We start from the raw sequence: 23,892 nt of genomic DNA, 5'->3' as shown, positions 1-23,892 counted from the left end.
CAATTAATTTTATTGAAATAAATTCTCAACAATACTCCCATTTTAACGGTTTTATGTATAGAAGTGAACCCCGCGGCACAGCTACGCAACGAGAAAACACCCCAATCTGCTGAGGTGTTCATCGTATTTTCATAAATACGGCCTTATCTTCTCATCCTTCCAACATTAACAGATGTCCGGACAACTGTTTTAAGACTTCACGGCAAGCATTTGCTTTTTCGATATTATCCATCTGCATGGCCGTGTAGAGGCGCTCCAGTTCATCGTCCACTTCCATACGCAACAACATGAGCCTTTCCTCGCCTTCGCGCGAGAGGAACATTTCTTCCATCTCTTCCGCCGTCGGCGCAGGTTCCTTTTGAAAAATGACACGTTGTTTGAATCCGGAAACTTCCACGAGCCGAATGACTTCACCGAATAAAATGTTCTCCACGGTCATCTGCTGATCCTTGAACCGCTTCACAACCGCATGCCCACGTGTATCTCCAATCAGCTTCTCCAGCCACTCTGCAAGCTTGGCATCCTTAATGATATAATCCCCAGTCATCTTGTAGTTCCCCGTGCGTGTCTGTTGAAAGCGGAGCTTTACCAGCTTGCGGCCGGTCCGGACTGACAGGATAAAAAAGGATTCGTCCTCGCTCCAATATAGTGAATACCCCTCACGAATAAGGTCTCTGATCAAATTTTGGATATGCCGACGGTTGAACCGCAGCTCCAGATTGCAATATTCAACTTCATAACTCTTATTCACGGCACTCCCTCCATCTGTACCGGATCAACTCCGGCCCTCGTCTTCAATCGCTTCTACTCAATCGGCTTACCCTATTTTATACTTCAATTTATGTAAGGGTACTTGGTTATTTGACTATTTTTCACCGAAAGGACCGCCGGATTGCAGCTTTCCGCAGACGCACAGGGGCAAGCCCCCGATTATCATGATATAACGAACTCCCTTTTCTTTTGCTTATTTGGCCGGAGCGGTGCGAAACGGATTGCGGGATAACACAAAATGCACAACGGCAAGTCCTGCCATGACGATGGCACTGCCGATGAATGGAGCCGGATGACTCACGTGGTCCCACAGCAGTCCGGATACAATAGGCCCTACAACCATGCCTGATCCCTGCAGTGTGAGGAAAAATCCCCAGATCGCTCCTCGCTCTCCTTTGGGAATCAGAGTGGCTACAAAAGCATTCCAGGCGGGCAGAATCATGGCATAACTGATGCCCACCAGCATGACAACACCAAACACCACCGGAATGGATGTTATGGAGGAGAATGCAAAAAGACTCGCCGCCGCCATCAAAAAACCAACGTTCAGGAACGGCTTGGTGCCGAACCTGTCTACCATTTTACCTACAGGCAGTAAGGCAATAACAGTTATTCCACCACCTGCAATCAGCAACAAGCTGTATAGATTTGGTGAGATGTGCAGGTCTGTGCGTGTATATAGCGTGATTACTGGACTGAGCAGCCCGATGACAAACGACTGCATGAACAAGGCAGGATACACCAGTGGATTAACATTAAGCGTGCTGCGTACCCGTTGTAGTGTGCCCTTTACACTCTTTTGCAGCCGGATGAACGGCGTGAGCAAATTCGGTTTGGCTGGATATTTCACATCACTATTCTTCGCTGCTTGCTCGGCATGCTCTCCTTCAACAATGACACGTCCAGGAAGAATCATGGCCACCAGAATAACGAGAATGGCACAACCCATCAGCACGAGGAATATAGTTCGATAATCATGATGCGTGCGCTCCAGCAGCCAGTTCATGCCTATAGGTCCAAGCCCCGTTCCGCCGAGAGCAGCCATCTCCAGCGCCCCCATTGCTGTACCATTCTTGTTCTGTGGGCCTGACATCGCCGTCACCCCTGTCATGGCGCAAGGCCAGAGCGGTGAGGTACCTATGCCAAGAATCAAACAGGCCATGGCCAGTCCAACGGCACTTTTGAGAAAAAGGATCATAATAACAGCGATTAATGTACAGATTAGTGCTGTAACCATCGTTGCCCGGAACCCGATCCGTTCTGCTGCCCAGCCGGAAGGTGCACGGAACAGATTATCTCCCAGATATTGAAGAGCAAATGCCACACCAATAACGCCTGCGGACAGACCCAGAATATTGTCCATATAAACGGGCAAAACAGCTACCAACAGGGCTCCTTTGATAATTTCAACTAGAAAAAGTGTCAGCCACATCGCGATAAAAAATGGTGATCTCAGAATTTTGGCTGGTTTTGTATCGGTTTGCATTCTTTTTCCCCTTTCGGTGTTCATTTGCCTATTCCCTATCCTTAGTGTAACCGTGGGGAATGTGCCCAAATCTCCGCAATTTAAAAAATTGTCGATTATACTGTTGCATTCGGTTCTTAATTTGCTATACTCATCTTTGTTTACCAATTTTATTAGGAAGGGTTGTGACAGCACTGATGAATCACCACCGTACGCCGCTGTTTACCGCTTTAAAAAATCATGCGGCACTCAATCCGGTACAGTTTCATATTCCGGGCCATAAAAAAGGATTGGGAGCGGATACCGAATTCCGTGAATTTATTGGCGATAATGCCTTCTCCATAGATTTGATTAACATCGCACCGCTGGATGATCTGCATCAGCCAACCGGTGTCATTCAGGAAGCACAGATTTTGGCAGCAGATGCCTTCGGAGCCGATTATACCTATTTTAGTGTACAAGGCACAAGCAGTGCCATTATGACCATGATTCTGTCTGTATGCTCACCGGGTGACAAAATTATTGTGCCCCGTAATGTGCATAAATCGGTTCTGTCCGCCATTATTTTTTCAGGCGCCAAACCCGTTTTTGTTTCTCCTTCACAAGATGCCAATCTGGGTATTGACCATGGAGTGACCACACAGTCTATCCGTCGCGCACTTGAGCGTCATCCGGATGCCAAGGCATTGCTTGTAATTAACCCGACCTATTACGGCGTGGTTACCGATCTGAAGGAGATTGTTGAGCTGGCACACAGCTATCAAGTCCCTGTGCTTGTTGATGAAGCACATGGCGTACTCATTCATTTCCATGAGGATCTACCATTGTCTGCGATGGCAGCAGGTGCCGATATGGCTGCAACCAGTGTCCACAAGCTTGGTGGCTCCATGACACAGAGTTCCGTACTCAACCTGAACACGAAAAATGGGTTCGTGAATCCACAACGTGTACAGACGATCCTGAGTCTGCTCACCTCAACATCAACTTCATACATTTTGCTTGCTTCACTCGATACATCAAGACGTAACCTGGCACTCCACGGTCGTGAGATTGCACAAAAGGCGATTGAACTAGCTGAGTTTGCCAGACGTTCGATTAACGATATGGATGGACTGTATTGCTTCGGTGAAGAGCTGTTGGGTACAGAAGCGACCTTCAATTACGATCCAACCAAAGTAACGATCCATGTTCGGCATCTGGGTATTACAGGGTATGAAACAGAGAACTGGCTACGTGAACATTACAACATCGAGGTCGAACTTAGTGATATGTACAATATTCTGTGTCTCATCACGCCAGGAGATACGGATGACAGTGTGGATATCTTGCTGAACGCTTTGCAGGATCTCTCCCGTACCTATTATCAAGTGAACCCGGCCCATGAACTGGTAGTAAAAGTTCCGGATATTCCACAGTTGATGCTGACTCCACGTGATGCATTCTACGGTGATACCGAAGTGATTCCGTTTAAGGAATCCGCAGGACGTATTATCTCGGAATTCATCTATGTCTATCCGCCAGGAATTCCGATCCTGTTACCGGGTGAGGTTATCACCCAGGAAAACATCGACTACATCATCGATCATGTCGAAGTTGGATTACCTGTCAAAGGACCCGAAGATCGCAGCGTAACCAACGTTAAAGTCATCGTGGAAGCCGATGCCATTTTCTAAAACACCCCCCTTGCGCTGTGCAGGGGATGTCTTTAAAGGACCAAGCCCTTCGCTTGGTCCTTTTTATTTTAGGGGACAAGCAAGTTTGCATTTTCCCGTCTATTTCGTCGTTAAAACCGGTGGTGTGACTGCTTATATATCTCTTAAAAAACAAACAAAAGGCCCCCTAAAATCAAGGAGCCTACATGTTATGTTCCAAAGAATGACTATTCTTGTGATGCAACGAGTTCGTTGTAAGCCACTTCAACGCGGTTCCACTCTTCTTCGTCTTCAATATTGTAGAGCACCATTTCCTCGTCTTCTTCTTCCATACGCAGGATGATGCCGTCAGCTTCAGGATTGTTACGTTCCAGCAGGAGCGCATAAACATGCTTCTCCACGTCAAACGTCTCCACCAAAACCATCTCCACGTCTTGGCCGTTCTCGTCTGTTAATGTGAGAAGGACTTCTTCATGCTCGTGGTCGTGGTCGTGGTCTTGCCCGCATCCGCAGCCATCGCCGTGTTCATGTGTGTGATCGCTCATTGATATACCTCGCTTTATAAATAGAAATTGTGTAACCTTGCATATCGTAACATGTTCAATGACCCAGGTCAATTTAACTCACAGGGTAATTTTTGCTTCAATCGTTCAGCGCTGTAATGATTTTCTCCGCCACCAGGACGTAGCTGCTGTTTGCATTTTCTTTAATATGAAAGCCCACCTGATACTTGCCGGCACGACTGAAATCGTACGTAAAATCATATGTGCGGAACCAGAAGTTATCCTTCTGAGTCGTAAGCTCCTGGGACTGGATATCCTTCACCTGACCGCTCGGGTTAGTGATTGTTACTTTCACGGCAGCTACATCTGCTGTCAGACTGTCCACTTGAGAAAATACATTGAATTTCAGCTTACCTACGTTAACGTTGCCAAATACAGTGTCTCCCTTGAAGAGAAAAATATGTACATTCGGTTTGATCACCGTTACTCTCTTGTTACTGCTGTCCCATTTGACGACGCCTCCGGCTTCCCTTACAGGTACATAGGTCGTTCCATCAATGAGATAACCTCCATCAGCTGCTTCCTTGCCGTTAATGAGAACACGAATCTTCTCGTTCACCGAATCAGCAAACAATAAAGACCCGCCGAGCAAGGAGAATACCGTGACACAAAGCAATATTCGTTTCCATTTCATTCCGTCAATATTCCCTCCCCTGCTGCTAGCTGTTGTACATTTATACTGTAGATTCATCCACAAAGTTGCGCTGTTTTTCATCATTTTTCATTTTTTATCCAGAATTTTTTCCACCCCTTGGAATGCACAAAAAGAGGCGATCCTCATTAAAGGATGCCCCTGATCTATAATTGTTATATATACGGCATTATACGAAGAGTTATGAAGAAGTATGGCGGGTCAGGATACAGGGAACGCCCTTGCCTATAGCCCCTTCGATGCGCATCCGTGCAGCGTAATCCATTCCTCGTGTACATGGTGTCTTGCATCTCTCGCATACATCTGAAGTAACCAACTTCATGGATACACGAATTTTGTCACTCTTTAATGCGGGAGCTTTCTTTCCCTTTGCTTTTGCCATCCCGGATTCCCCATTTCCCCAAGTGCTTACTGATGTAATGCATCATATGGGGATTCGCCCGGTTGTGTGTCTATTTAAAAAACGTATTTAAATAATAAAAATATGACAAGGAGGATCCCTCCGAGAATGAGCCAGTTGCTGATTTCATACCAAATGCTCTTGCCTCCGGACAAGTATTTCTGTTCATTCTCCTGATGACGCTGACGGTGGGTATCGGTCTCAGAGCCATGGGGTGGTTTGCTAAAATCCATCATAAGTACATTCCCCTTTCAGCAGTTTTGTGTAAACTTAATACCATTATAACCCATAATTGAGTTATAAATTGATTTTTCTGCATAAAAAGGGCTGTTTCATACAAATGGTTCTATTAGATAGCAGATAATTCTTCTTCTGTGACCCATTTGTGATTCTTAATCAAATCTCCCCCTGTTGTCGGGGTATAATCAACCATATATACCGTTGTCTGTTCAGCAGAATCAATTGTGGCCTTGGCGCCCTTCATTCCTTTCATGTGATTAGCGCTCAACAGCACCTCAGAACCTGCCGCATACGATTGATCCGTATGGTCCTGTATTTCCTCATGGATAACCCATTTATGATTTTGCACGGGATCTCCGCCTGTGGTTGGCGTATACGTAACTGCATATACCGTAGTCTCATATGCTCCAACGATCTTTGCATTCGCGCCCTTCATGCCCGACATGTGGTCGGCACTCATCAGCGCCTGGCTTCCTATCGGGAAGGTGGGATTGTTTTTTTCCCGCAGTCCTTCCGGTAGCTCTCCCGATTCAGAATGGTGCATCTCACCTGCGGCGGCTGTATGACTGTCATCGTTACTTTTAATAGTCTGCCGAGTCTCCTTGCCACATCCACTCAAAATCAAACTACTTGTGATCAATATAGTCGATATGGTCAGTAAGTACTTTTTCATGTTTTGCACTCCTTTAATTCTATTTGTATCATTCATTATACCCCCTACAGGTATGTTACAATCATTATTATTGCTTTTTTCCGGGCAGGCGCATCTTACAATGGAGCAAAATAATACAAAAAACCTCCGATTTCTCGGAGGCTTCTTATCAACAACAAATAGTATCATTAATTACGCCAGTTCCACGTTAACATTTACGTTTCCTTTGATTCCTTTAGAATATGGGCAGTAGTCATGGGCAAGTTTCACAAACTTCTGTGCTGTCTCCTCATCCAGACCAAGGATTTTAACTTCCAAATCGACTTGAAGTTTCACGCCGTTATCCTCAGAGTCCGTTACCAACATTACGGTTGCAGCTACGGTACTTCTTTCAATTTCAACCTTGTGTTTCTTCAATTGAAACTCCAGTGCGGAGTTAAAACAAGCACTATACCCTGCTGCAAACAACTGCTCTGGATTTGTAGCTGTAGTTACCTTGCCTCCCAGTTCAGGCGGTGCAGCGACATCGAGCATAAACACGTTATCTGGCGATTGTACGATTCCTTGACGTCCACCTGTATTGATGACTGTTGTTTCATATAATGTTTTCATTTGTGAAAACTCCTTTAGTTGATTAGATTTATTTTGACTAAATTTCGATCTCTTTTTCTTAGCTAACAATTATATTGTACACAATTAAATTGCGTATGTAAATAGTTAATGTTAAAAAATAATATAGTTTAATGCTGCGTTTAAATGAATAGCGATGAGGAGGAGTATACTGTATTATCAGTAGAGGAAGGAGGAATAACACGTTTGGAGAATAATTCATTTCTAACCCCGGACAAGCCCAAACATAAAGTCAGAACACTTTCTGAGGTGTTGGCTGTATCCACCAAACTTGGCCTGACTTCATTTGGAGGACCCATCGCTCATCTTGGTTATTTCCATGAAGAATATGTTCGCCGTAGAAAATGGATGGATGAACGAAGCTATGCAGATTTAGTTGCGCTATGTCAATTTTTGCCCGGACCTGCCAGCAGTCAAGTCGGGATTGGAATTGGCATCATCCGCGGCGGTTTGCTGGGGGGACTGATGGCGTGGCTTGGTTTCACACTTCCTTCAGTCATTGCGTTAGTTTTGTTCGCTTTCCTTATGCAAGGACTTGATATCAGCAGTACTGGCTGGATTCACGGTCTGAAAATTGTTGCTGTAGCTATTGTCGCTCAAGCGATATTAGGCATGGGGCAAAAACTAACTCCTGACCGTTACAGAGCAACCATCGCTATCTTTACTGCCGCGGCGACTCTTGTTTGGCAGACTACGTTCACTCCAATCCTTTTTATTGTTATTGCAGGCATAATAGGCATGATCCATTTCAGAGAAATGACAGGTATTAAGACAGTAGACTTGTTTATCCCGGTGAGTCGTAACTTGGCAATAGTCTGTTTGGCTACGTTCTTTGGAATCCTGATTCTTCTCCCGGTACTCACACCATTGGATCGTTCGGGATGGCTGTTATTCTTTGATAGCTTCTACCGTTCAGGCTCACTTGTATTTGGTGGAGGGCATGTTGTACTTCCGTTACTGGAACGTGAATTCGTCCCTGCAGGTCTGATCAACAAGTCCGACTTTTTGGCGGGATATGGAGCAGCACAAGCTGTACCAGGACCCTTGTTCACCTTTGCCAGTTATTTAGGAGCAATGATGCGTGGAGTTCCGGGTGCTTTGGTTGCAACGATTGCTATCTTTTTGCCAGCGTTCCTTCTGATCGTAGGCGCATTGCCCTTCTGGAATTCTTTATGTAAAAGCTCGAAAATTCAAGGAGCATTAATCGGAATTAATGCAGCCGTAGTAGGTATTTTGTTGGCTGCGTTGTACGATCCGCTTTGGACAACTGCGATCCTAACTCCTGTTGATTTTGCACTGGTATGCATGTTGTTTCTAATGCTCGTTTTTTGGAAAGTACCACCGTGGATCGTTGTCGTTGCTGGTGCAGCAGGTGGTACAATCATGAACCTTCTCTAAATAAAAAAGGTACCCAAACACTACACTTCTTTTTCAAAGCGTCTGTGTTTAGGTACCAAATTAATTCAAGTATATCTTTTCACCTATCCATGCAGGTATCTATCTGTTCTCATCATCATTCCAATTCGAATCATGCACCTTGTTCATCTTCAGACTTCTCCCTAGGTTTAATCAGTTACTCCAGATATCTACTTTCATCTGTGCACATTTGAAATACTTGGCCTCGGCTTTGCTTGTAGTCAGTTTCAACAGACATTGCAGTTCTCCATGTTGGAACAACCCACCACTGAGGTCAGCAGCAACACCGCCATATTGATCATCCGCACCAAGCCATATGGACGGTCTCTCAAACCCGGCTGAGAACTGTAATCCGGTGCAGAGCAGCACAGTGAGATTCTTACGGTTCTGCGCCTCGTCTCCTGCTACGCCATGTGTGGTGAAGAATACCATGTTTTGCTTGAAATCGGTGTACGTTCCATCTGCTTTGTAGGCCCGAACCATCCCATACTTCTGATTTACGTTTTGATAAAATGTAATTCCGGCCTTACTATCCTTCGATTTAATGCCAACCTGAACTGAGATTCCAATGTTCCCGTTTAATTGTAACGCTTCCAAAGTAATTGCAATTGCGGTTACTTTCGAGCTGTCAATCAGATGTTTCATTTTCAATTCTGCCGTGGCTCCTGCCATTGTCGGTGTTGTAACGGTTATGGTTCCTCTGTCGGGCAAAGGCTCAAACGTAGGGGTGCCCACCACCTCCACCCAATCCGGTAACGTTCCGTAAAGAAAATCGGCTACAAGCTGTTTGTGAACCTTACCAAAGGGCACGATCTGTCCCGCTGCATCACGTATAACCATCTCTACACCCCCACCGAATAAGCTACACCGATATTATGATCGGTATTGTAATACACGTACACTACGCCGTCCATAACGGATACCATCAAGGATTGCATATTCGTCGTTTCCCAATTCAATGCCGGAAAATATATATTTGAAGGTTTGTCCAGCAGTTGACGAAAGTCTGCGCTGATCTTGGCAATGGCAGGCCGAGCTACAGTCGTGCCCCCACCGGAAGCATAAGCCGATAACATGCCCAACCACCACATGCTCCCTTTGTACATAAATACACCAGCATTGGGTCTCGAAATGTTTTCTTCCGCTGATAAAGTCGCATCGTTACCACCCATTAATGGTCTTGGATCAGCTAACCAGTTACGTCCGTCATGAGAATACCAGATACATTTACGGCCAAAGTCACCGCCGCCCATCACCGAGAAACCAATCCATTTGCCTCCATTTCTGAAACACGAGAAGTATCCGGTATGACCATCACCTGGGAACCCGGGAGGTTTGTCCAAAATCAACCCCACTCTTGTCCAGTTAATCATGTCTACAGAGGTCGCAAGTGCCGTTGATTGATTGATTCCCAACCCGTTTTGTTGATAATACATAAAGAACAATTGTTCCTCATCGTTCCAGATCACGAATGGCGTTTCGGTCGAATTCCCAACTACGGTATCCAGATAAACCTGTCCGTGTTTGGTCCATGGTCCTGTTGGACTGTTGGAATACGCAAGTCCAATTCCTCCGATGTGATTATGGTTGGTAGAATACGTAGCATAATAATCTGCTTTTGCATCAGGGATAAGCCCCTTTACCTTGATCGCCCGAAACCAATAGATCGATTGAAGACCCGCCATTGCAGCGGTATACATAGGATTGTCCATTTTTTTATCAAATTGAGGCGTGTACATCCGTCTGGTTTCTGCATCGCAATAATCATAAGGCGCAATGGCCCTGTTTGCCTTCATCGCGGCGCCCAGTGCTGCCTGAGCAATATTTTCAGTCATAGACATGGTAACTCAACTCCTTTGTGAGCAGGGTATTACTCTTTACCGGTCGCGAATATAAAACATCCGAAGTGTCCTTTAATAGGATTGAAAAATCAACAACATTACCCTCATTCGCAGCCGGCTCCTGAGTAATACAAATGATAGAACAAATTCTAGCATTATATGAATACGCTTTCATTTTGTTTATTCCTTTATTTCCTTTACAGTTGTTATCAGCAACTGTCCCTTTCATTGGTACGCCCGGATAATGTTGATCCTTCATATTAATCCCTCCTATTGTTTTCTCCCGATAAGTATATTCATGAAGTTGCCTTTGTGTTAAAGCATTATGCCCATCTTGCAGCCTATTATTCTAAGACTGGTTTTCATAACAAGACTAAACAGGCTAACCAATAAAATTGGCTAACCTGTTTGAAGGAAGAAACTGCAAAACCCATTGCTTATTCTTCTGCAAAAAGTGAAGATATGGGATTCGTAACTTTTTTATTGGATTTCTCCTTGCCTTGATTATCCAACACATAGTACTGGTAAAAATCATTAGTGAATCCGATAGACTCCTGTATTTTCAGCTTAAAAGCTTCAAATGCCGCATCACTCAGATGGTCCTCATTCCAGAAATAATGAAGCATCAATCGATTCTGGTTATAGGGATGTTTGATAACATATGCACCCGCGGCGAGAGGTTGATTCATGGTATTTTTCCAAGGAAAACCCGTCTGTTTCGTCCGATCAATAATGTTGAATTTTAAAGCCTGCACCAATCCGTTTGACTTGGCATTGCCAATGACAATAAGGTTGCTGTTGCCGATCTCTTTTTTCATCTTTTGCTTCAGTTCCTTGCGATCCCTTATAATGTCGTATCTCATACCGGTCATATCAAGGAATCCGGTCAACTGATTAACCATATCTTCCTGCTGTTTAGTTGCAAGTTTACTCACCTGATCGCTGAGCACAATGGTTAATTCCTCGCCTTGAAGGACTTTGTCCATCAATCGATTCATCACTTCATAAGGCAGATTAGGGATCATGCCCATGACAGCCTGATACTGTTGTTGTAACATGTCATGTACATAGGCGGCGGTCTCTTCCTGTGATAATTGGTATTCCGGCTTTAAGACAAAGTTAGGCTGATATAGGGCCATCTGCATTTCTGAACGTACTTCCTTACCAAGCACATCTTCAATGGTGCGAAGCAGCCCCTCTAAAGTTGCATTCTGGTACACGTAGCGTTTGAAATATTCTTTCATAAAGTGATCAAACTTCTCTTCACCAACGGAGCGGTAAAGCTGGTATATCGCTTGTCGCCCTTTTTGATAGTAGACCAGACTAGCCAAGTCCCCTACTTCATCATTCGTCGACGCAATCGCCACATCTACTGGTGAATCATCAAACTGTATGGATCTGAACCCACTTAGCTTGTCTCCCTGTTTCTCGGCAAAATACACCATGGAGAAATCAGCAAAGCCTTCATCCAGGAAGGACTCTGTCTCTGAATTATTCCCAATTAATGCATGGAACCACTGATGCGCAATCTCATGCACAAATGTCGTATCTTTCTCTGGAACAGCACCGCTTTGAATCTGTCCCATCTGAATGAGCCTCGCATACTCCACGGCTACACCTTGTACATACGTCTCAACAATCCGAAACTCTGGATAAGGATACTTCCCATATTTCTCACTGAAAAAATCAATAGCTTGGAAAGCCTGATCAATATATTGCTCAACAATCTCTTTTTTTCCAGGCTGGTTGTCAAAATAATAGTACTCAACCGTGAGACCGTTACGGGTAACGCTTTCTACTTGAAATTTCGGGCTGGCAAAGAAAACAAACTCCCTTGTATTCTCAGCCAGAGCGGATACAATTTTACGTCCATGTTCGATATCCTCTCGTGTTGTGATAACACCAGGCATCGCTACCTGATAATCATCAGGAACGTTTAAATCAACTTCATAATCCGCTGAGATATAATAGTCACTTTCGAATGTTTGACTATAGGGTGCTGTATCCCACTGATGCTTGCCCTCGTCATACACAGACATCACAGGGAACCAATGTGCTCCATTGATAATATCCTGGTAATACGATATACGCTGCGATCCATATGGAATGTTCAGTTGAAAACTCACTTGAAATGAGACGGATTTGCCTGGTTGTACAGGTTCATTCAATTGTACCGTCAACGCTTGGTTCTCGTTTTTGAAATCGAGAGATTGCCCCCCTGCTGTGGTCACTCCCTGAATATCCAATCCGCCAAGAAAATCTTCCGGTTTTTTATCCGGATTATTTTTGCTGATATTTTCATTAGCTTGTTTAAACATCGTCGCCTGTGTAGACTTCGACAGGTTCGCATCAGCATACGTATGGAGGACTAATTGCTTCAGAGTATCCTTGCTTGTGTTACGGTACGTAATCTTTTCGTTACCCCGGAGAGTCATGTCCTTCTCATTCAGCCGAGCCTGAATATGGTATTGAATAGGCACCTGCTCTAAAGAGTCTTTCTGTGTATTATATATCTTCGTAGATACAGGCGCTGGGTCTGCTTCCGCGGCAACAACCCCCATGTTGGCAAGTGGGCTTGTTGCCAATATTAAAGCCAGTGTACCCGCGATCCCTACTCTGGCTAACTTTGATGTAAATGGGTTTGAATAATTCATAAGTTCTCTCCTTCTCCTGTTCTATATTGACCTCAGAACCAAGTATAGAAGACGAACCTTACGCTGAATTTATGTTTTATTTAAGTTTTGTTTAAAAAGAGAAAGAAACTGTACCATTGAATTTATTATCAACAAAAACCACCTACACATAATATTGGAGGTAGCCATAATGTTATATAAAAAAACAACTCCTCTTGAGATATAATTCTCAAAAGAAGTTGCCTTTAATTTTTTCATATAGGACGAGTGGGGATCGAACCCACGACCCTTACCCTGTCAAGATAATGCTCTCCCGCTGAGCTATCGCCCTGTAATAATTAAGATGCTACAATAACGGTCATACCACTATCTTTAGCTGAGCTAACAGATCATAATATATAATTGTTTCCCAATCAAGTAACAGTATCATATCAAGTAACCGTGTTCATTGTCAATGATTTATTTGGTTATAATTCACCCGAAATGGTGCACAATAAAGGAAAGATTACCATTTCTACAACGAGGTGAATTCCCTATGAGAAACTTAACAAAACGGTCAAAATCCAATAAATATACATTTACCAAATGCTTCTTTCTCTTTGCTGGGCTTGTGATTCTCAGTACAACCGTTACTGGTTGCAGCTTAGAGAGGGATGAACATACAGTTCAATTCCAACAATTACAACAGCCCAATGAAAATGGTGAATCTCTGCCCGTCTGGCTGGACGTATACTCCAAATCTGTAATTCAAGATGTGTATTCTCCGCGAGGAAGCAGTGAAGTCTTGCCGTGAAGGTTAACAGGTGAATTACTCATCTTCATCCCACTTGCGTGAGTATGCTTTCTTCGTAACGTAATACAACAGAGTAATCATTGCCGCCGACATTAGCAATGTAATTACCATGATGCCTGTCATGCCCATCACTACCCCTCCTCTCCCAATATGTTCCAGACTTCACTATACAGGAAAAACATTTTTTTGTATAATTCAGTCTGATATGTCGCGCAAGAGCAGAAAGAAGGAATGGAATTGGCAGCTGAGATTAGTTATGTATCAACAGAAGAACAACTGGAGCAAGCCCTGGAAATTCGCCATCACGTTTTTGTGATCGAGCAACAGGTGCCTGCCGAGATTGAGATTGATCAATACGATGTCATCAGTCCGGATGTGCATCATGTATTGTTGAGTACAGATGGACAGGCTGTGGCAACGGGACGCCTGATCTATTACAGTAAGGATACGGCCAAAATGCAGCGGATCGCAGTGCTTGAATCTCATCGTTCATTCGGTTATGGACGTGTGCTTCTGCTGGCGATGGAGGAGCTGGCACGTGAACTCGGCTTATCCTATTCTGTACTGGATGCGCAGTGTCAGGCACAGAAATTCTATGAAAAACTGGGTTATGAAGTGATTTCGGAAGAACCTTTTTATGATGCAGATATTCTGCATGTTCGTATGAGAAAGAGCCTGTAAAACCTCGACGTTGGCAGGTCTTATCAGCATATGGTGCATACTTCCGATGAATTCGGATAGGCTAATCAGGTAAGCAGATTCCTATCTCGTCATATAAGGAGAGTGTGACATCATGGATCAAACGACACGCGAGAGTTTCACAGCCGTACAGAAAAATGGTGACGGTGACCTGACAGCATTTCAGACTTCAGCAGGACGTGTACTGGATTATCAGCAGGCACTTGCAGAAGTAAAAGCTGGCGCTATTGCCGGTGTGAATGTATTTAAAGGCAAGGATGGCGAAATGTACATTCGCGGAGATGCCGACGGTGACCCAACCAACAACCTGGACCAACTTCCCCATCTCTAAAATAGATACACATGTCGTACATGTGACACAATAAGCGCCGATCCGGTTACCCGGGTTGGCGTTTTCTTATTATGACTGTATTGCGTGTTCAAAAAGTCTGATTTTCAGTGCCGAGAAGATGGAATGAAGCTAGAAATGGAGTAGCAGAGCGTAGGAAAACTACGTGAGCAACGGACATTTCGGCTGAATTTCAACTTCGATGCTGATGATGCCGTCAGGCATGATTCGTAATCAAAAGTGGACTTTTTGAACAACCTCTAGTAGTCCGTAAAATATTTTACGGAGTCCCCGGAAGGCTGGCTTTTGCGAACCAGCTGTTGTGCCTGTTCCCATGCCTGCAAAATCTGTATCCCTTCAAGAGTAGAACGGTTCTCCCACGCGATGTGCCCGGTGCGTTCAAGCTCCAGCAAAGACTCATGAATGTAAGCTCTGCTTCGTCCCGTCTTGTTCTCCAGTTCATCCATACGCGGCAGCCTGCGCCGTTGTCCTGCATAGTTCACCATAATACGCAAAATCTTGCGTTCAAAGTCGTTCAGCATACTTTACCTCCCCATTCAGATCGGTAACAGGACGCCATGCCAGAATACCTTGCTCCAGAAATGTTCGGGGTGAGCCTTCTTTTCCCGCTGATGCTCTAATCATCCCGCCACGTACACTGTTAATTCGAATCTGTCGCTGCGTAATCTGCCCTGCACGATCCATGTAGACAAGCTCCACCATCTGGCCAATATATTTCCCTAGCATAATCATCCCTCCGATAAGAACGTTTGTTTGTATTTCATATTATATGCGAACATAAGTTCTTTATTCAATAGTAAAAAAAGGATTTTGTAAAATAAAAAAAACCAAACTTTCACCTTAATGATTAAGGCAGTCTGGTTCAACCCATAGTATAGCTAATATGAAAACATGGCTTGTCATGACCAAGTTCAGTAACGGATCAGTGTCGATCCGATTCCGAAAATTGCACTTTCTTTAACTGCTGTGTAGATGGATTAAAATCAACATTTACATAGACTGCGAATTGCTTGCCGTCTTTCGCTCGAACCCATAGCTTGAACTGTTCCCGTGATTGATCCGCTGTTAGAGAAGTACGACCGATATGCTTATAGTCCAAAATATCCACATTATACTTGGTCTGTGTTTCCTTGACCGCAATAATCCCCCACTTCGCATAATCAGGGATGGCTGCGCCTGTGCCTGATGTAATTCCGGCTAAACTCAGAACTACCGACATGACGGTAACGATGAGCATTCTCATTTCACTCACTCCTTGGGACAATATGTTTCTGTTATATTGCCCGTCCGGGTTTCATTTTACACGAATAAACGAAAGATCCAGGCCAGTTGCCGCAGGGAAAAAGGAACCACATGAATAAGTCGGTCAAACGAATCAGCAGGCTCCGTCCGGAAACTCATTCCCCAATCACCCGAGAAAACGTATTGTTGTGTCTGTGGTTCCTCAGGACGTTCCAACTCGTATTTCTTTTCAAGTAACTGCCTCGTTGCTTCATCGACCTGAACCTCGTTCGTATCGACATATGCTGTGGCAGGCTCGCTGCTTATGTACATCACAATCATTAGAAACATTACAATCCCAACTATTTGTATCCAACGCTTGTTCATCTCTTACTCCTTTATGAATTTATGACTCTCTTCTCTTGTACGTGAAGACTCGTTTGAATGTTTGATTATACATAAATTTGACCGTATTGGAAATAACAAATGGGAGAAGAGTTGAGACATACGTTATGCGATGCTTAAGTCCCATTTGGTTGATTTTTTGTTTAAAAAACCCAATAGACGTGTAATAGGCCATGACAGAGTGATTTCACGATCTGCAATACCAATTCGAGGAGGTTACACCCGAATGTTCAAACGCTTGGATGAAATCCTGATTGAGATTCCCAATGTCGAGAAGCCAGATCCGAATGCTGCGGCAGCCATACAAGAATTGCTCGGCGGCAAATTCGGAGAAATGTCAACGTTGAACAACTACCTCTATCAATCGTTTAATTTTCGATCCAAAGAAAAGCTGAAGCCCTTCTATGACCTCGTCATGAGTATTACCGCCGAAGAATTGGGTCATGTTGAGCTCGTGTCTCATGGCATTAACAAATGCCTCAGAGGTTCAACCGAGTACAAAGAACCCGACGATACACCGCTAGGTTCCGTGAAAGATGCTCGTCTGTCGTATCACTATCTGGCCGGTGCACAAGGCGCAATGCCTTTCGACTCCATGGGTAATCCATGGACGGGAGCAAACGTCTTCAACAGCGGCAACCTGGTCGAGGATCTGCTGCATAACTTCTTCCTAGAATGTGGCGCTCGTACCCATAAAATGAAAGTATATGAGATGACGGATCACCCGGCAGCCCGGGAAGTGGTTGGTTTCCTGCTGGTACGTGGCGGGGTACATGTTGTCGCATATGCGAAAGCACTTGAGATTGCAACTGGCGTAAATGTGACCAAGCTGGTTCCTATCCCTTCACTGAACAACAAAGCCTTCAACGAGGCTCGTAAATATGAAGAAAAAGGGGTACACACCAAGCTGTATACCTATAGTGATAAAGATTTCAACACGATTGGCCAGATCTGGAAAGGAACTCACCCCGAAGATGGACAACCTCTTGAAGTCATCCAAGGGATTCCTGAAGGATTCCCGATTCCGGAAGCTCCTGCGGTCGAGGAAGAATTCGCACCAGGTATATCGCAAGAAGACTTCAAGGAAATTGCACGTCGTCTGAAGATGGCAGGGAATATTGCGGATTAAGGAACAATTGTTTAACAGATTCTTTCCCTATATATATTGTTAACTCTATGTTTAAGTGAAGCCCTCGAACCCTGCTGCTGAATGCAGAGAGGATTTGAGGGCTTTGTTATAATCAATTTATGATACCATTTTATGATGCAAAATGAGTATGTTGTATGCACGTCATTTCCTGAGAATTTAGCTGTAAAAGTAAGCCGGATCTCTACTCACATCGTTAAACTTCGTTAAACTCCAACGCCGCTTCCGTATGCATGCCCTCACATCTGCCACACAAGTCAAATAACTGTTCAAGCTCACGGAATTCTTCCTCGCTCAATCGATTCTTCCATTGCTCTGTCAGAGCTGCAATCTGCCGCCCTAACGTTTGGTATTCAGGATGTGTCGGCATCATCGTCTCATCCGGTCGAAGTCGTCCATTATATAATGCTTCTAATATCAAATTCATGTGCATCCTCCTGTATATCAATTCGCACCTCACTTGAATGAACGTTCTACACATGGTAGGATATTTATGCAGTCAGCTCATTCAAGTGATTGCGTGATAGGAAGCAGCGTGTTCTTCTCGGGACTAGCGCTGCTTCCTTTTTTATTTTTGGAGTTCGTCGTAAATCTTCTCAATCCCTTTGCGAACGATGTCTGATCGATTCGTATTCAGCTTCTCAGCCGAAATATCGAGCTTGTTCATAATTTCCTGATCAACACGGATTTTAATCGTTTCGCTTTTGGGATTGTCAGACAGCGGACGTCCCATCTTCTTGGCGGACATTGCTTCACCTCACTTTTTGTGCCAACAATAATAGTATAGTTGTTGTTGGCACAAAAAGTCAATTCACTTGTAAAACATACGTTCGTTTTTGTCACAACAGATCCATAGATAAATTTATAGTCAGTAATCCGTTTGTATGATAAAAAACAACCTTGAACGGCTAGGCCCTCAAGGTCGTTAGAGTACTATTATTGAGTAACAATTTAAGATTCAAACTTGCAAACAATTACGAAGAAGAATTTGGTGTTTTAGCATTTTTATCACTACGTATTAAATATATTTATCTCGAAAAATGTTTTCACTTTTCCATTGGGTTCCATATCTCACTAAGACATGCCACAGTAATTTTAACTCTTGTAGAACTTCTGTGTATGTTCCTCTATCGCTCCAATGGCTTGGGTTTCGTTTCAAGTCCATAGCTGCAGAACCAATGATATTTGCATCAATCAAATCACTTTTTGCAATTCTTTTGGCCAGTGAAGGCATGGAAGGACCTCGAAAATCCATAGGAACGTCATCAACCAATAGTGTAAAGCCCATGTGCCAGTGCAGATCAATGGAATACTTTAAACATATCTGCTCTAAGATTCTTCCTGTATGGGTGCCTTTAAATGATGGGTCGGCAACAAGCATATTTACGTCTTCTTTAAGGGAAATGTCACCATGAACCTGAGCTTCGATATAATGGTCCAGATTTCGGTTTGGCTCTTGGTTTGATGGATTTTGGAATGGTTTCTCAAGATTGATGAGCATATGATCGATTAACTTTTGAACTGTTAGATTTCTTTCACCAATGGCAAAATCACTATAAAATACATCCCTCATAAGAGCAGCCAAAACGAGGTCAAATTCCTCATACGTCCCCTTTTCCTCAGGTTCTTGGTGAGAATCCAAATATGTATACGTGCAACGATGAGAGACCTCAGTCGATAAAAGGAAATAACATGATCCAAAACGTGGAGCAGGTCCATCGGGATGTAACATAACATTGAGTGCCCCATACTTGGGCCGTTCGCTATTGGTTGAGCCATTTATTTGGTACGCTCCGCCAAACATTTTATTCTCCCACACGTCACGTTCACCGCCTGAAAATGCGGAGACACTTCCATTCGATAAGAAAGTCTCAAACTGACTTTTATAACCCCCCTGCTCAAGTAGTGCTTCAGCAACGCTTTTCATATTCGGATCTAATCGATCTGGGTGAAAGTGTAGCGCGATACTTGCATGAGATTTTAGTTTAGTGATAGCATCTTCAAATGTATTAAGCTCGATGTTGGACATACGAAGAATTTCTCTAATGGTTTGCTCCGCCTCATTTTTGCGGCTTCTTGCATAATTGGTTACATGCTCTTGAGCTAATTGCTGAGACCTTGATAATTCCATGGGCAGAAGAGTCCTTTCCCTTTTTCTAAAATCATAATACATAATGGACAGTAAGGGAACTTACGTCCGTAGCATATACTTAAATGTGATGTTTCATAATCATGCTTATCGCGGGAATAACACTCCCTGATATCCATTTAAACTTCCTCATCTCTATATGCAAAATCGTATACTCCCTCTGTTACTCTACTGGCTCTACATCCTCTACTCTGATCTCAATCTCATCTTGATTCTTCGTCGTTGACATCGCGTCTCTTATGCGAATCGTCCACGTTCCTGCATCCTGATAAAATCGTACATCTTCAATCACAGGAACACGTACTTTTTCTCCATCTGGTGAATATAGTCCACCCCGAATTGCGTCCGCCTCACTTAGATGAGCACCATCTGGAGTATTTGGACAAGATTCCGCTATCTTTTCTGCTCTGGCCTGCCCAGGATAGGGTTGATTTTCTGGGCCTCCATCCGTCCAAACTTCAACATAGGAGCCGATCTGCGGATCAGGTGCATTGGAGAACCATTTTGCCGGATAATATCGATCGGCTCCTCCATTGGAACTGTTATCTCGGTAGGCAGGATCAACGACAAGAATGGAATTGTCTTTGCGATCAACCACATAACCAGTGAATCCATCTTCACTTGGTGCATTGGCTTGAGTCTGCACGGAGTTGCACTCGATATGTCCCGAACATCCCGTAAGGCATACGATCAGGATTGAGAGCAATATAAGGACTCGACGAAGATTGGACATATATAAATCCCCCTTTAATAACACCTCTTTCTAAATTTAACGTTCCATGTCAGGTTGTTGTTGCGTAAATAGCCTTTAGCTCACCCTTAACTTCCTGACGGGCCCAGCATGATTAACGAAATATTCACTTCTTTATATCCCTTTTGTACATGTACCTTCCCCATACCACCAACGCCGCACACAACAAGATCACACAATAAGCCCATACAAAAAACATCGCAAGCCCCAACCCGATATTAGCATCCAGGCGCTTATCAAAGATCTCGGTGTATAGCGAAAAACTGAGTGGCACGGCGCCAACAACGAAAAGTCCAATGGACCATCCACCCCCGCGTCGGAAACCGGACCCCGCACGAGTACTGGAAAGTTTGCGAATTCCTTGGATCAAAAACCACCAAATCAAAATAAATAATAGACAGGTTATAAGAATCTTCAGCATATCGTTCAACTGCATATCGTGTACCTCCTCTACATCTTGCAAGATGATGAACATATCTTACACGTTAAGCGTTCTCTTTACTATATTACCCGTTTCCATATCCATGATCACAGGCAGATCAGAGCGCAGTACACCTGACTCACACCCTGATCATGAAAAAGAAAAAGACGCCACCGTCCTGACTCCTTCCAAGTCAAGAACGATGGCGTTACTTCTCGTATTCACATTGTTAAATCCACATAGAACAGGTTACGCACCAAACTGCGCATAGTGAAGGCGGCTGTACACCCCACCTGCTGCAAGTAATTCTTCATGACGTCCCTGCTCCGTAATCCCTTGTTCAGCAACGACAATAATACGGTCTGCATTTTTGATCGTTGCCAGCCTGTGAGCGATGACCAGCGTGGTCCGACCCTCAGACAGCTCAGCAAGCGATTGCTGAATGGCAGCTTCCGTTTCTGTATCCAGAGCGGATGTGGCTTCATCCAGGATCAGAATCGGTGGGTTTTTCAGGAACATACGGGCAATAGACAATCGCTGTTTCTGTCCACCGGACAGCTTCACACCGCGTTCACCTATTAACGTATCCAGCCCTTCCGGCATGTACTGAATCAAAGGTTCCATCTGTGCACGTCTGGCAGCCATCCAGATTTCTTCTTCGGATGCATCCAGCTTGCCGTAGGCAATATTCTCGCGAATGGATCCATCGAAGAGGAACACGTCCTGTTGTACAATTCCGATCTGACTACGCAACGAGTCTAGTGTCATATCTTGTATCTCCTGCCCATCAATCGTGATGCGACCTTCCAACACATCATAGAACCGCGGCAGCAGACTGCATAGCGTTGTTTTACCTGCCCCTGATGGACCGACAAGCGCTACAGTTTCACCTGCACGTACGTTTAGATCGATACCTTTGAGCACAGGCTCCTGATCGGAATAACCAAAGGTCACTTGCTCATAACGGATATCTCCACGCAAATGGGATACCGATACGGCTCCTGGACGATCTTCCACATCCGGTTCCATATCAAGCAACTCCGTATAACGTTTGAAGCCTGCAATCCCTTTTGGATACGTCTCAATAACCGAGTTGATCTTCTGGATCGGTGTCAGGAACACATTGGACAGCATAATAAATGCAATGAACTGACCGTAGGTCATACTGCCTTGAATAACAAACCATGTTCCGCATACCAGGACAAAGAGGGATACGAGCTTCATCAGCATATAACTGACAGAGGAGTTCCAGGCCATGATTTTGTATGCGATCAGCTTGGTCTGACGGAAACGACCGTTGTTCACAGCGAATTGTGCTTTTTCATGCTCTTCATTAGCAAAAGCCTGAACAACACGGATACCTGTGATATTGTTCTCTACACGAGCGTTGAAGTCCGCAATATCTCCGAACATTCGGCTGAACGCCTTGGACATTTTGCTACCAAAGTAGAGCGACAGATAAATAATCAGTGGTACGATGATAAAGGTTAACACCGCCAGATTGCCGTTAATGCTCATCATGATGCTGAATGCACCAATTAGCGTCATGACCGCGATAAATACATCCTCTGGACCATGATGGGCAATCTCACCGATATCCATCAGGTCGTTAGTCATGCGGGACACCAGGTGTCCTGTTTTTGTATTATCGAAGAAACGGAACGATAACTTCTGCACATGATTAAACAGACTTTTACGCATATCCGTCTCGATGTTAATCCCCAGCTTGTGTCCCCAATAGGTAACCACGAAGTTCAGGAATGAATTCAATAAGTAGATGCCAAGCAATGCCAGACACGCCCATAGAATCCAGTCCCAGCGGCCGCCTGGCAGCAGATCATCGACTACCCGGTTGACCGCCAGTGGAAAAGCCAGTTCCAGCAGCGCGACCAGAATCGCACAGCTGAAGTCAAGAATAAAGAGCTTTTTGTAAGGCCTGTAATAGGCAAAGAAACGGCGAAGCATGGACTGAAGTCCTCCTTATGCAATCACACAATAATGATTACGTTCTATTTCGTCTTGCTTAAGAGATACAGGAAGTATGGCGCACCAATAATGGCAACCAGGATCCCCGCAGGAATCTCCGAAGGCTGCAGGATGACACGGCCCAGCGTATCTGCAACCAGTACGAGCAATGAACCGATCAGTGCAGATGCAGGTAAAAGGAATTGATGTTTTGGACCCACCAGACGACGCGCCAAATGCGGTCCGATCAGACCAACAAAACCGATCCCCCCACTCACAGATACACATGAGCCGGCAAGACCTACAGCAGCCGCAAGCAAAATCAGTCGCTCACGCTCAACCGGAGTCCCGAGTCCACTTGCAGTCTGGTCCCCCAGATTCAGTACGTTTAATACACGTGCCTTATATAGAACAAGTGGGACAAGAATAACAAGAAACGGTAGCAATGCCGTTACAAATTTCCAGTTCGAACCCCAGATGCTGCCTGCCATCCAGGTCGCTACGAATTGATACTTTTCCGGACTAAGTCGCAAGGTAAGCACGATCATGACCGAGCTGATCCCTGCTGCTACCCCGATCCCCGTAAGTAACATACGAGTAGGCATAATGCCCTCTCCTTTTTTGTAAGAGAGAACGTAGATCAGAAATGCAGCAAAACCGGAACCGATCAGGGCCAGAATTGGCAAAAGAAATACCGGCGCTGCTGTCGTTGTCGGGAAAAAGGAGACAAATAACATGACGACCAGACCAGCACCTGCATTAATCCCGAGGATCCCCGGATCTGCCAGCGCATTCCGAGATACGCCCTGCAAAATACAACCAGATAACGCAAGTCCGGCCCCGACCAGAACCGAAATCACAATACGTGGCAGACGGAATTCAAACAGGATCAATTCCTGTTTCGCCGTGCCTCCACCAAACAGGGTTCGCATCACCTCAAGCGGCGAAAGCTTGGTAAAACCTGTGTTCATGCTCACCACAAAAGCCGTAATAATTAATAGGGCAAGCACAATGAGGACAATCGTACTCTTGGTTCTCTTCTTGCGCTCTGCTCCAACTATTGTTGAGGATTCCATC

The 23,892-nt window shown here is 44.5% G+C and carries 27 protein-coding genes and 1 tRNA gene; 5 read left to right on the top strand and 23 right to left on the bottom strand.

Annotation, left to right across the window (positions count from 1 at the left end; genetic code table 11):
- Window positions 1-151: 151 nt before the first annotated feature.
- Both J7E78_RS26710 and J7E78_RS26705 read right to left on the bottom strand, forming a co-directional pair.
- A complete protein-coding gene (locus J7E78_RS26710) occupies window positions 152-751 on the bottom strand; it encodes a hypothetical protein (protein WP_076211433.1) in 600 nt (199 codons plus the stop codon).
- Between the two features lie 213 nt (window positions 752-964).
- A complete protein-coding gene (locus J7E78_RS26705; protein WP_076328051.1) occupies window positions 965-2,257 on the bottom strand; it encodes an MFS transporter in 1,293 nt (430 codons plus the stop codon).
- A 176-nt stretch (window positions 2,258-2,433) separates the two neighbouring features.
- Here J7E78_RS26705 and J7E78_RS26700 point away from each other — a divergent pair, with 176 nt between their 5' ends.
- Window positions 2,434-3,909 (top strand): aminotransferase class I/II-fold pyridoxal phosphate-dependent enzyme, encoded by a 1,476-nt coding sequence (locus tag J7E78_RS26700; protein WP_215079557.1) that lies wholly within the window; start codon window positions 2,434-2,436, stop codon window positions 3,907-3,909.
- A gap of 206 nt (window positions 3,910-4,115) precedes the next feature.
- On the opposite strand, the gene J7E78_RS26695 is transcribed toward J7E78_RS26700, so the two are convergent.
- The 5 genes from J7E78_RS26695 to J7E78_RS26675 form a co-directional block, all read right to left on the bottom strand.
- The gene (locus J7E78_RS26695) at window positions 4,116-4,433 is read right to left on the bottom strand and encodes a DUF1292 domain-containing protein (RefSeq protein ID WP_215079542.1); all 318 of its coding nucleotides are present in this window, start codon (window positions 4,431-4,433) and stop codon (window positions 4,116-4,118) included.
- Window positions 4,434-4,530: 97 nt separating this feature from the next.
- Window positions 4,531-5,085 (bottom strand): copper amine oxidase, encoded by a 555-nt coding sequence (locus tag J7E78_RS26690; protein WP_036614723.1) that lies wholly within the window; start codon window positions 5,083-5,085, stop codon window positions 4,531-4,533.
- A gap of 199 nt (window positions 5,086-5,284) precedes the next feature.
- Window positions 5,285-5,485: a hypothetical protein gene (locus J7E78_RS26685; RefSeq protein WP_133385501.1), complete on the bottom strand. Its 201-nt coding sequence runs from the start codon at window positions 5,483-5,485 to the stop codon at window positions 5,285-5,287.
- A 367-nt stretch (window positions 5,486-5,852) separates the two neighbouring features.
- Window positions 5,853-6,416: a YdhK family protein gene (locus J7E78_RS26680; protein WP_215079540.1), complete on the bottom strand. Its 564-nt coding sequence runs from the start codon at window positions 6,414-6,416 to the stop codon at window positions 5,853-5,855.
- 171 nt (window positions 6,417-6,587) lie between these two features.
- Window positions 6,588-7,007, bottom strand: a complete 420-nt coding sequence (locus J7E78_RS26675) for an organic hydroperoxide resistance protein (protein WP_215079538.1) — start codon at window positions 7,005-7,007, stop codon at window positions 6,588-6,590.
- Between the two features lie 204 nt (window positions 7,008-7,211).
- Between J7E78_RS26675 and J7E78_RS26670 the strand changes: the two genes are divergently transcribed.
- Window positions 7,212-8,423, top strand: a complete 1,212-nt coding sequence (locus J7E78_RS26670; protein WP_251035281.1) for a chromate transporter — start codon at window positions 7,212-7,214, stop codon at window positions 8,421-8,423.
- Between the two features lie 171 nt (window positions 8,424-8,594).
- On the opposite strand, the gene J7E78_RS26665 is transcribed toward J7E78_RS26670, so the two are convergent.
- The 5 genes from J7E78_RS26665 to J7E78_RS26645 form a co-directional block, all read right to left on the bottom strand.
- Window positions 8,595-9,281: a hypothetical protein gene (locus tag J7E78_RS26665; protein WP_215079533.1), complete on the bottom strand. Its 687-nt coding sequence runs from the start codon at window positions 9,279-9,281 to the stop codon at window positions 8,595-8,597.
- A 2-nt stretch (window positions 9,282-9,283) separates the two neighbouring features.
- Window positions 9,284-10,282 carry a glycoside hydrolase family protein gene (locus tag J7E78_RS26660; RefSeq protein ID WP_215079531.1) on the bottom strand — a complete coding sequence of 333 codons (999 nt, stop codon included), beginning with the start codon at window positions 10,280-10,282 and terminating at the stop codon, window positions 9,284-9,286.
- Window positions 10,269-10,541, bottom strand: a complete 273-nt coding sequence (locus tag J7E78_RS26655) for a hypothetical protein (protein ID WP_215079529.1) — start codon at window positions 10,539-10,541, stop codon at window positions 10,269-10,271. Before J7E78_RS26655 ends, J7E78_RS26660 begins: the two co-directional genes overlap by 14 nt.
- A 178-nt stretch (window positions 10,542-10,719) precedes the next feature.
- Window positions 10,720-12,936: a M1 family metallopeptidase gene (locus J7E78_RS26650; protein ID WP_215079527.1), complete on the bottom strand. Its 2,217-nt coding sequence runs from the start codon at window positions 12,934-12,936 to the stop codon at window positions 10,720-10,722.
- 238 nt (window positions 12,937-13,174) lie between these two features.
- Window positions 13,175-13,246: transfer RNA gene (locus J7E78_RS26645), tRNA-Val, on the bottom strand.
- A gap of 699 nt (window positions 13,247-13,945) precedes the next feature.
- On the opposite strand from J7E78_RS26645, the gene J7E78_RS26640 reads away from it, so the two are divergent.
- Both J7E78_RS26640 and J7E78_RS26635 read left to right on the top strand, forming a co-directional pair.
- Entirely contained in the window at window positions 13,946-14,389 is a 444-nt protein-coding gene (locus J7E78_RS26640; protein ID WP_215079554.1) for a GNAT family N-acetyltransferase, read from the top strand.
- Window positions 14,390-14,501: 112 nt separating this feature from the next.
- On the top strand, window positions 14,502-14,738 hold the full coding sequence (locus J7E78_RS26635) for a DUF3892 domain-containing protein (RefSeq protein WP_215079525.1): 237 nt from the start codon (window positions 14,502-14,504) through the stop codon (window positions 14,736-14,738).
- Between the two features lie 257 nt (window positions 14,739-14,995).
- Here J7E78_RS26635 and J7E78_RS26630 read toward each other — a convergent pair whose 3' ends face one another.
- From J7E78_RS26630 to J7E78_RS26615, 4 genes are all read right to left on the bottom strand, one after another.
- Window positions 14,996-15,277, bottom strand: coding sequence for a hypothetical protein (locus J7E78_RS26630; protein WP_215079523.1), 282 nt, complete (start codon window positions 15,275-15,277; stop codon window positions 14,996-14,998).
- Window positions 15,261-15,482 carry a hypothetical protein gene (locus tag J7E78_RS26625; protein WP_017687387.1) on the bottom strand — a complete coding sequence of 74 codons (222 nt, stop codon included), beginning with the start codon at window positions 15,480-15,482 and terminating at the stop codon, window positions 15,261-15,263. The genes J7E78_RS26630 and J7E78_RS26625 overlap by 17 nt, the downstream gene beginning before the upstream one ends.
- A gap of 196 nt (window positions 15,483-15,678) precedes the next feature.
- Window positions 15,679-15,999 (bottom strand): DUF3889 domain-containing protein, encoded by a 321-nt coding sequence (locus tag J7E78_RS26620; protein WP_036614744.1) that lies wholly within the window; start codon window positions 15,997-15,999, stop codon window positions 15,679-15,681.
- Between the two features lie 56 nt (window positions 16,000-16,055).
- The gene (locus tag J7E78_RS26615; RefSeq protein ID WP_215079521.1) at window positions 16,056-16,364 is read right to left on the bottom strand and encodes a hypothetical protein; all 309 of its coding nucleotides are present in this window, start codon (window positions 16,362-16,364) and stop codon (window positions 16,056-16,058) included.
- Between the two features lie 244 nt (window positions 16,365-16,608).
- Between J7E78_RS26615 and J7E78_RS26610 the strand changes: the two genes are divergently transcribed.
- Window positions 16,609-17,511: a manganese catalase family protein gene (locus J7E78_RS26610; protein WP_036614750.1), complete on the top strand. Its 903-nt coding sequence runs from the start codon at window positions 16,609-16,611 to the stop codon at window positions 17,509-17,511.
- 214 nt (window positions 17,512-17,725) lie between these two features.
- Here J7E78_RS26610 and J7E78_RS26605 read toward each other — a convergent pair whose 3' ends face one another.
- The 7 genes from J7E78_RS26605 to J7E78_RS26575 all read right to left on the bottom strand — a co-directional run bounded on the left by J7E78_RS26605 (window position 17,726) and on the right by J7E78_RS26575 (window position 23,891).
- Window positions 17,726-17,956: a DUF6809 family protein gene (locus tag J7E78_RS26605; RefSeq protein WP_215079519.1), complete on the bottom strand. Its 231-nt coding sequence runs from the start codon at window positions 17,954-17,956 to the stop codon at window positions 17,726-17,728.
- A gap of 141 nt (window positions 17,957-18,097) precedes the next feature.
- On the bottom strand, window positions 18,098-18,277 hold the full coding sequence (locus J7E78_RS26600; protein ID WP_076328061.1) for a ribbon-helix-helix protein, CopG family: 180 nt from the start codon (window positions 18,275-18,277) through the stop codon (window positions 18,098-18,100).
- A gap of 270 nt (window positions 18,278-18,547) precedes the next feature.
- A complete protein-coding gene (locus J7E78_RS26595) occupies window positions 18,548-19,660 on the bottom strand; it encodes a DUF3626 domain-containing protein (RefSeq protein ID WP_215079517.1) in 1,113 nt (370 codons plus the stop codon).
- A gap of 181 nt (window positions 19,661-19,841) precedes the next feature.
- Window positions 19,842-20,411 (bottom strand): DUF3221 domain-containing protein, encoded by a 570-nt coding sequence (locus J7E78_RS26590; protein ID WP_215079516.1) that lies wholly within the window; start codon window positions 20,409-20,411, stop codon window positions 19,842-19,844.
- A gap of 124 nt (window positions 20,412-20,535) precedes the next feature.
- Window positions 20,536-20,865 (bottom strand): hypothetical protein, encoded by a 330-nt coding sequence (locus J7E78_RS26585; RefSeq protein ID WP_215079514.1) that lies wholly within the window; start codon window positions 20,863-20,865, stop codon window positions 20,536-20,538.
- 234 nt (window positions 20,866-21,099) lie between these two features.
- A complete protein-coding gene (locus tag J7E78_RS26580) occupies window positions 21,100-22,815 on the bottom strand; it encodes an ABC transporter ATP-binding protein (RefSeq protein ID WP_215079512.1) in 1,716 nt (571 codons plus the stop codon).
- Between the two features lie 44 nt (window positions 22,816-22,859).
- The gene (locus tag J7E78_RS26575; protein ID WP_215079510.1) at window positions 22,860-23,891 is read right to left on the bottom strand and encodes a FecCD family ABC transporter permease; all 1,032 of its coding nucleotides are present in this window, start codon (window positions 23,889-23,891) and stop codon (window positions 22,860-22,862) included.
- Window position 23,892: the final 1 nt, after the last annotated feature.

Source organism: Paenibacillus polymyxa, assembly GCF_018614975.1.
GTDB lineage: Bacteria > Bacillota > Bacilli > Paenibacillales > Paenibacillaceae > Paenibacillus > Paenibacillus polymyxa_E.
The sequence above is the reverse complement of the archived record's forward strand: the minus strand, read 5'-3'. Positions and strand labels throughout refer to the sequence as shown.

Coding starts and splice junctions, on each gene's coding strand:
- J7E78_RS26580 (WP_215079512.1), bottom strand. CDS start 22,815: ATGCTTCGCCGTTTCTTTGCCTATTACAGGCCTTACAAAAAGCTCTTT.
- J7E78_RS26600 (WP_076328061.1), bottom strand. CDS start 18,277: ATGTCCGCCAAGAAGATGGGACGTCCGCTGTCTGACAATCCCAAAAGC.
- J7E78_RS26585 (WP_215079514.1), bottom strand. CDS start 20,865: ATGCAGTTGAACGATATGCTGAAGATTCTTATAACCTGTCTATTATTT.
- J7E78_RS26595 (WP_215079517.1), bottom strand. CDS start 19,660: ATGGAATTATCAAGGTCTCAGCAATTAGCTCAAGAGCATGTAACCAAT.
- J7E78_RS26625 (WP_017687387.1), bottom strand. CDS start 15,482: ATGCTAGGGAAATATATTGGCCAGATGGTGGAGCTTGTCTACATGGAT.
- J7E78_RS26675 (WP_215079538.1), bottom strand. CDS start 7,007: ATGAAAACATTATATGAAACAACAGTCATCAATACAGGTGGACGTCAA.
- J7E78_RS26665 (WP_215079533.1), bottom strand. CDS start 9,281: ATGGTTATACGTGATGCAGCGGGACAGATCGTGCCCTTTGGTAAGGTT.
- J7E78_RS26660 (WP_215079531.1), bottom strand. CDS start 10,282: ATGTCTATGACTGAAAATATTGCTCAGGCAGCACTGGGCGCCGCGATG.
- J7E78_RS26630 (WP_215079523.1), bottom strand. CDS start 15,277: ATGCTGAACGACTTTGAACGCAAGATTTTGCGTATTATGGTGAACTAT.
- J7E78_RS26700 (WP_215079557.1), top strand. CDS start 2,434: ATGAATCACCACCGTACGCCGCTGTTTACCGCTTTAAAAAATCATGCG.
- J7E78_RS26620 (WP_036614744.1), bottom strand. CDS start 15,999: ATGAGAATGCTCATCGTTACCGTCATGTCGGTAGTTCTGAGTTTAGCC.
- J7E78_RS26680 (WP_215079540.1), bottom strand. CDS start 6,416: ATGAAAAAGTACTTACTGACCATATCGACTATATTGATCACAAGTAGT.
- J7E78_RS26575 (WP_215079510.1), bottom strand. CDS start 23,891: ATGGAATCCTCAACAATAGTTGGAGCAGAGCGCAAGAAGAGAACCAAG.
- J7E78_RS26590 (WP_215079516.1), bottom strand. CDS start 20,411: ATGTCCAATCTTCGTCGAGTCCTTATATTGCTCTCAATCCTGATCGTA.
- J7E78_RS26615 (WP_215079521.1), bottom strand. CDS start 16,364: ATGAACAAGCGTTGGATACAAATAGTTGGGATTGTAATGTTTCTAATG.
- J7E78_RS26650 (WP_215079527.1), bottom strand. CDS start 12,936: ATGAATTATTCAAACCCATTTACATCAAAGTTAGCCAGAGTAGGGATC.
- J7E78_RS26695 (WP_215079542.1), bottom strand. CDS start 4,433: ATGAGCGATCACACACATGAACACGGCGATGGCTGCGGATGCGGGCAA.
- J7E78_RS26705 (WP_076328051.1), bottom strand. CDS start 2,257: ATGCAAACCGATACAAAACCAGCCAAAATTCTGAGATCACCATTTTTT.
- J7E78_RS26655 (WP_215079529.1), bottom strand. CDS start 10,541: ATGAAGGATCAACATTATCCGGGCGTACCAATGAAAGGGACAGTTGCT.
- J7E78_RS26610 (WP_036614750.1), top strand. CDS start 16,609: ATGTTCAAACGCTTGGATGAAATCCTGATTGAGATTCCCAATGTCGAG.
- J7E78_RS26605 (WP_215079519.1), bottom strand. CDS start 17,956: ATGAATTTGATATTAGAAGCATTATATAATGGACGACTTCGACCGGAT.
- J7E78_RS26635 (WP_215079525.1), top strand. CDS start 14,502: ATGGATCAAACGACACGCGAGAGTTTCACAGCCGTACAGAAAAATGGT.
- J7E78_RS26685 (WP_133385501.1), bottom strand. CDS start 5,485: ATGGCAAAAGCAAAGGGAAAGAAAGCTCCCGCATTAAAGAGTGACAAA.
- J7E78_RS26690 (WP_036614723.1), bottom strand. CDS start 5,085: ATGAAATGGAAACGAATATTGCTTTGTGTCACGGTATTCTCCTTGCTC.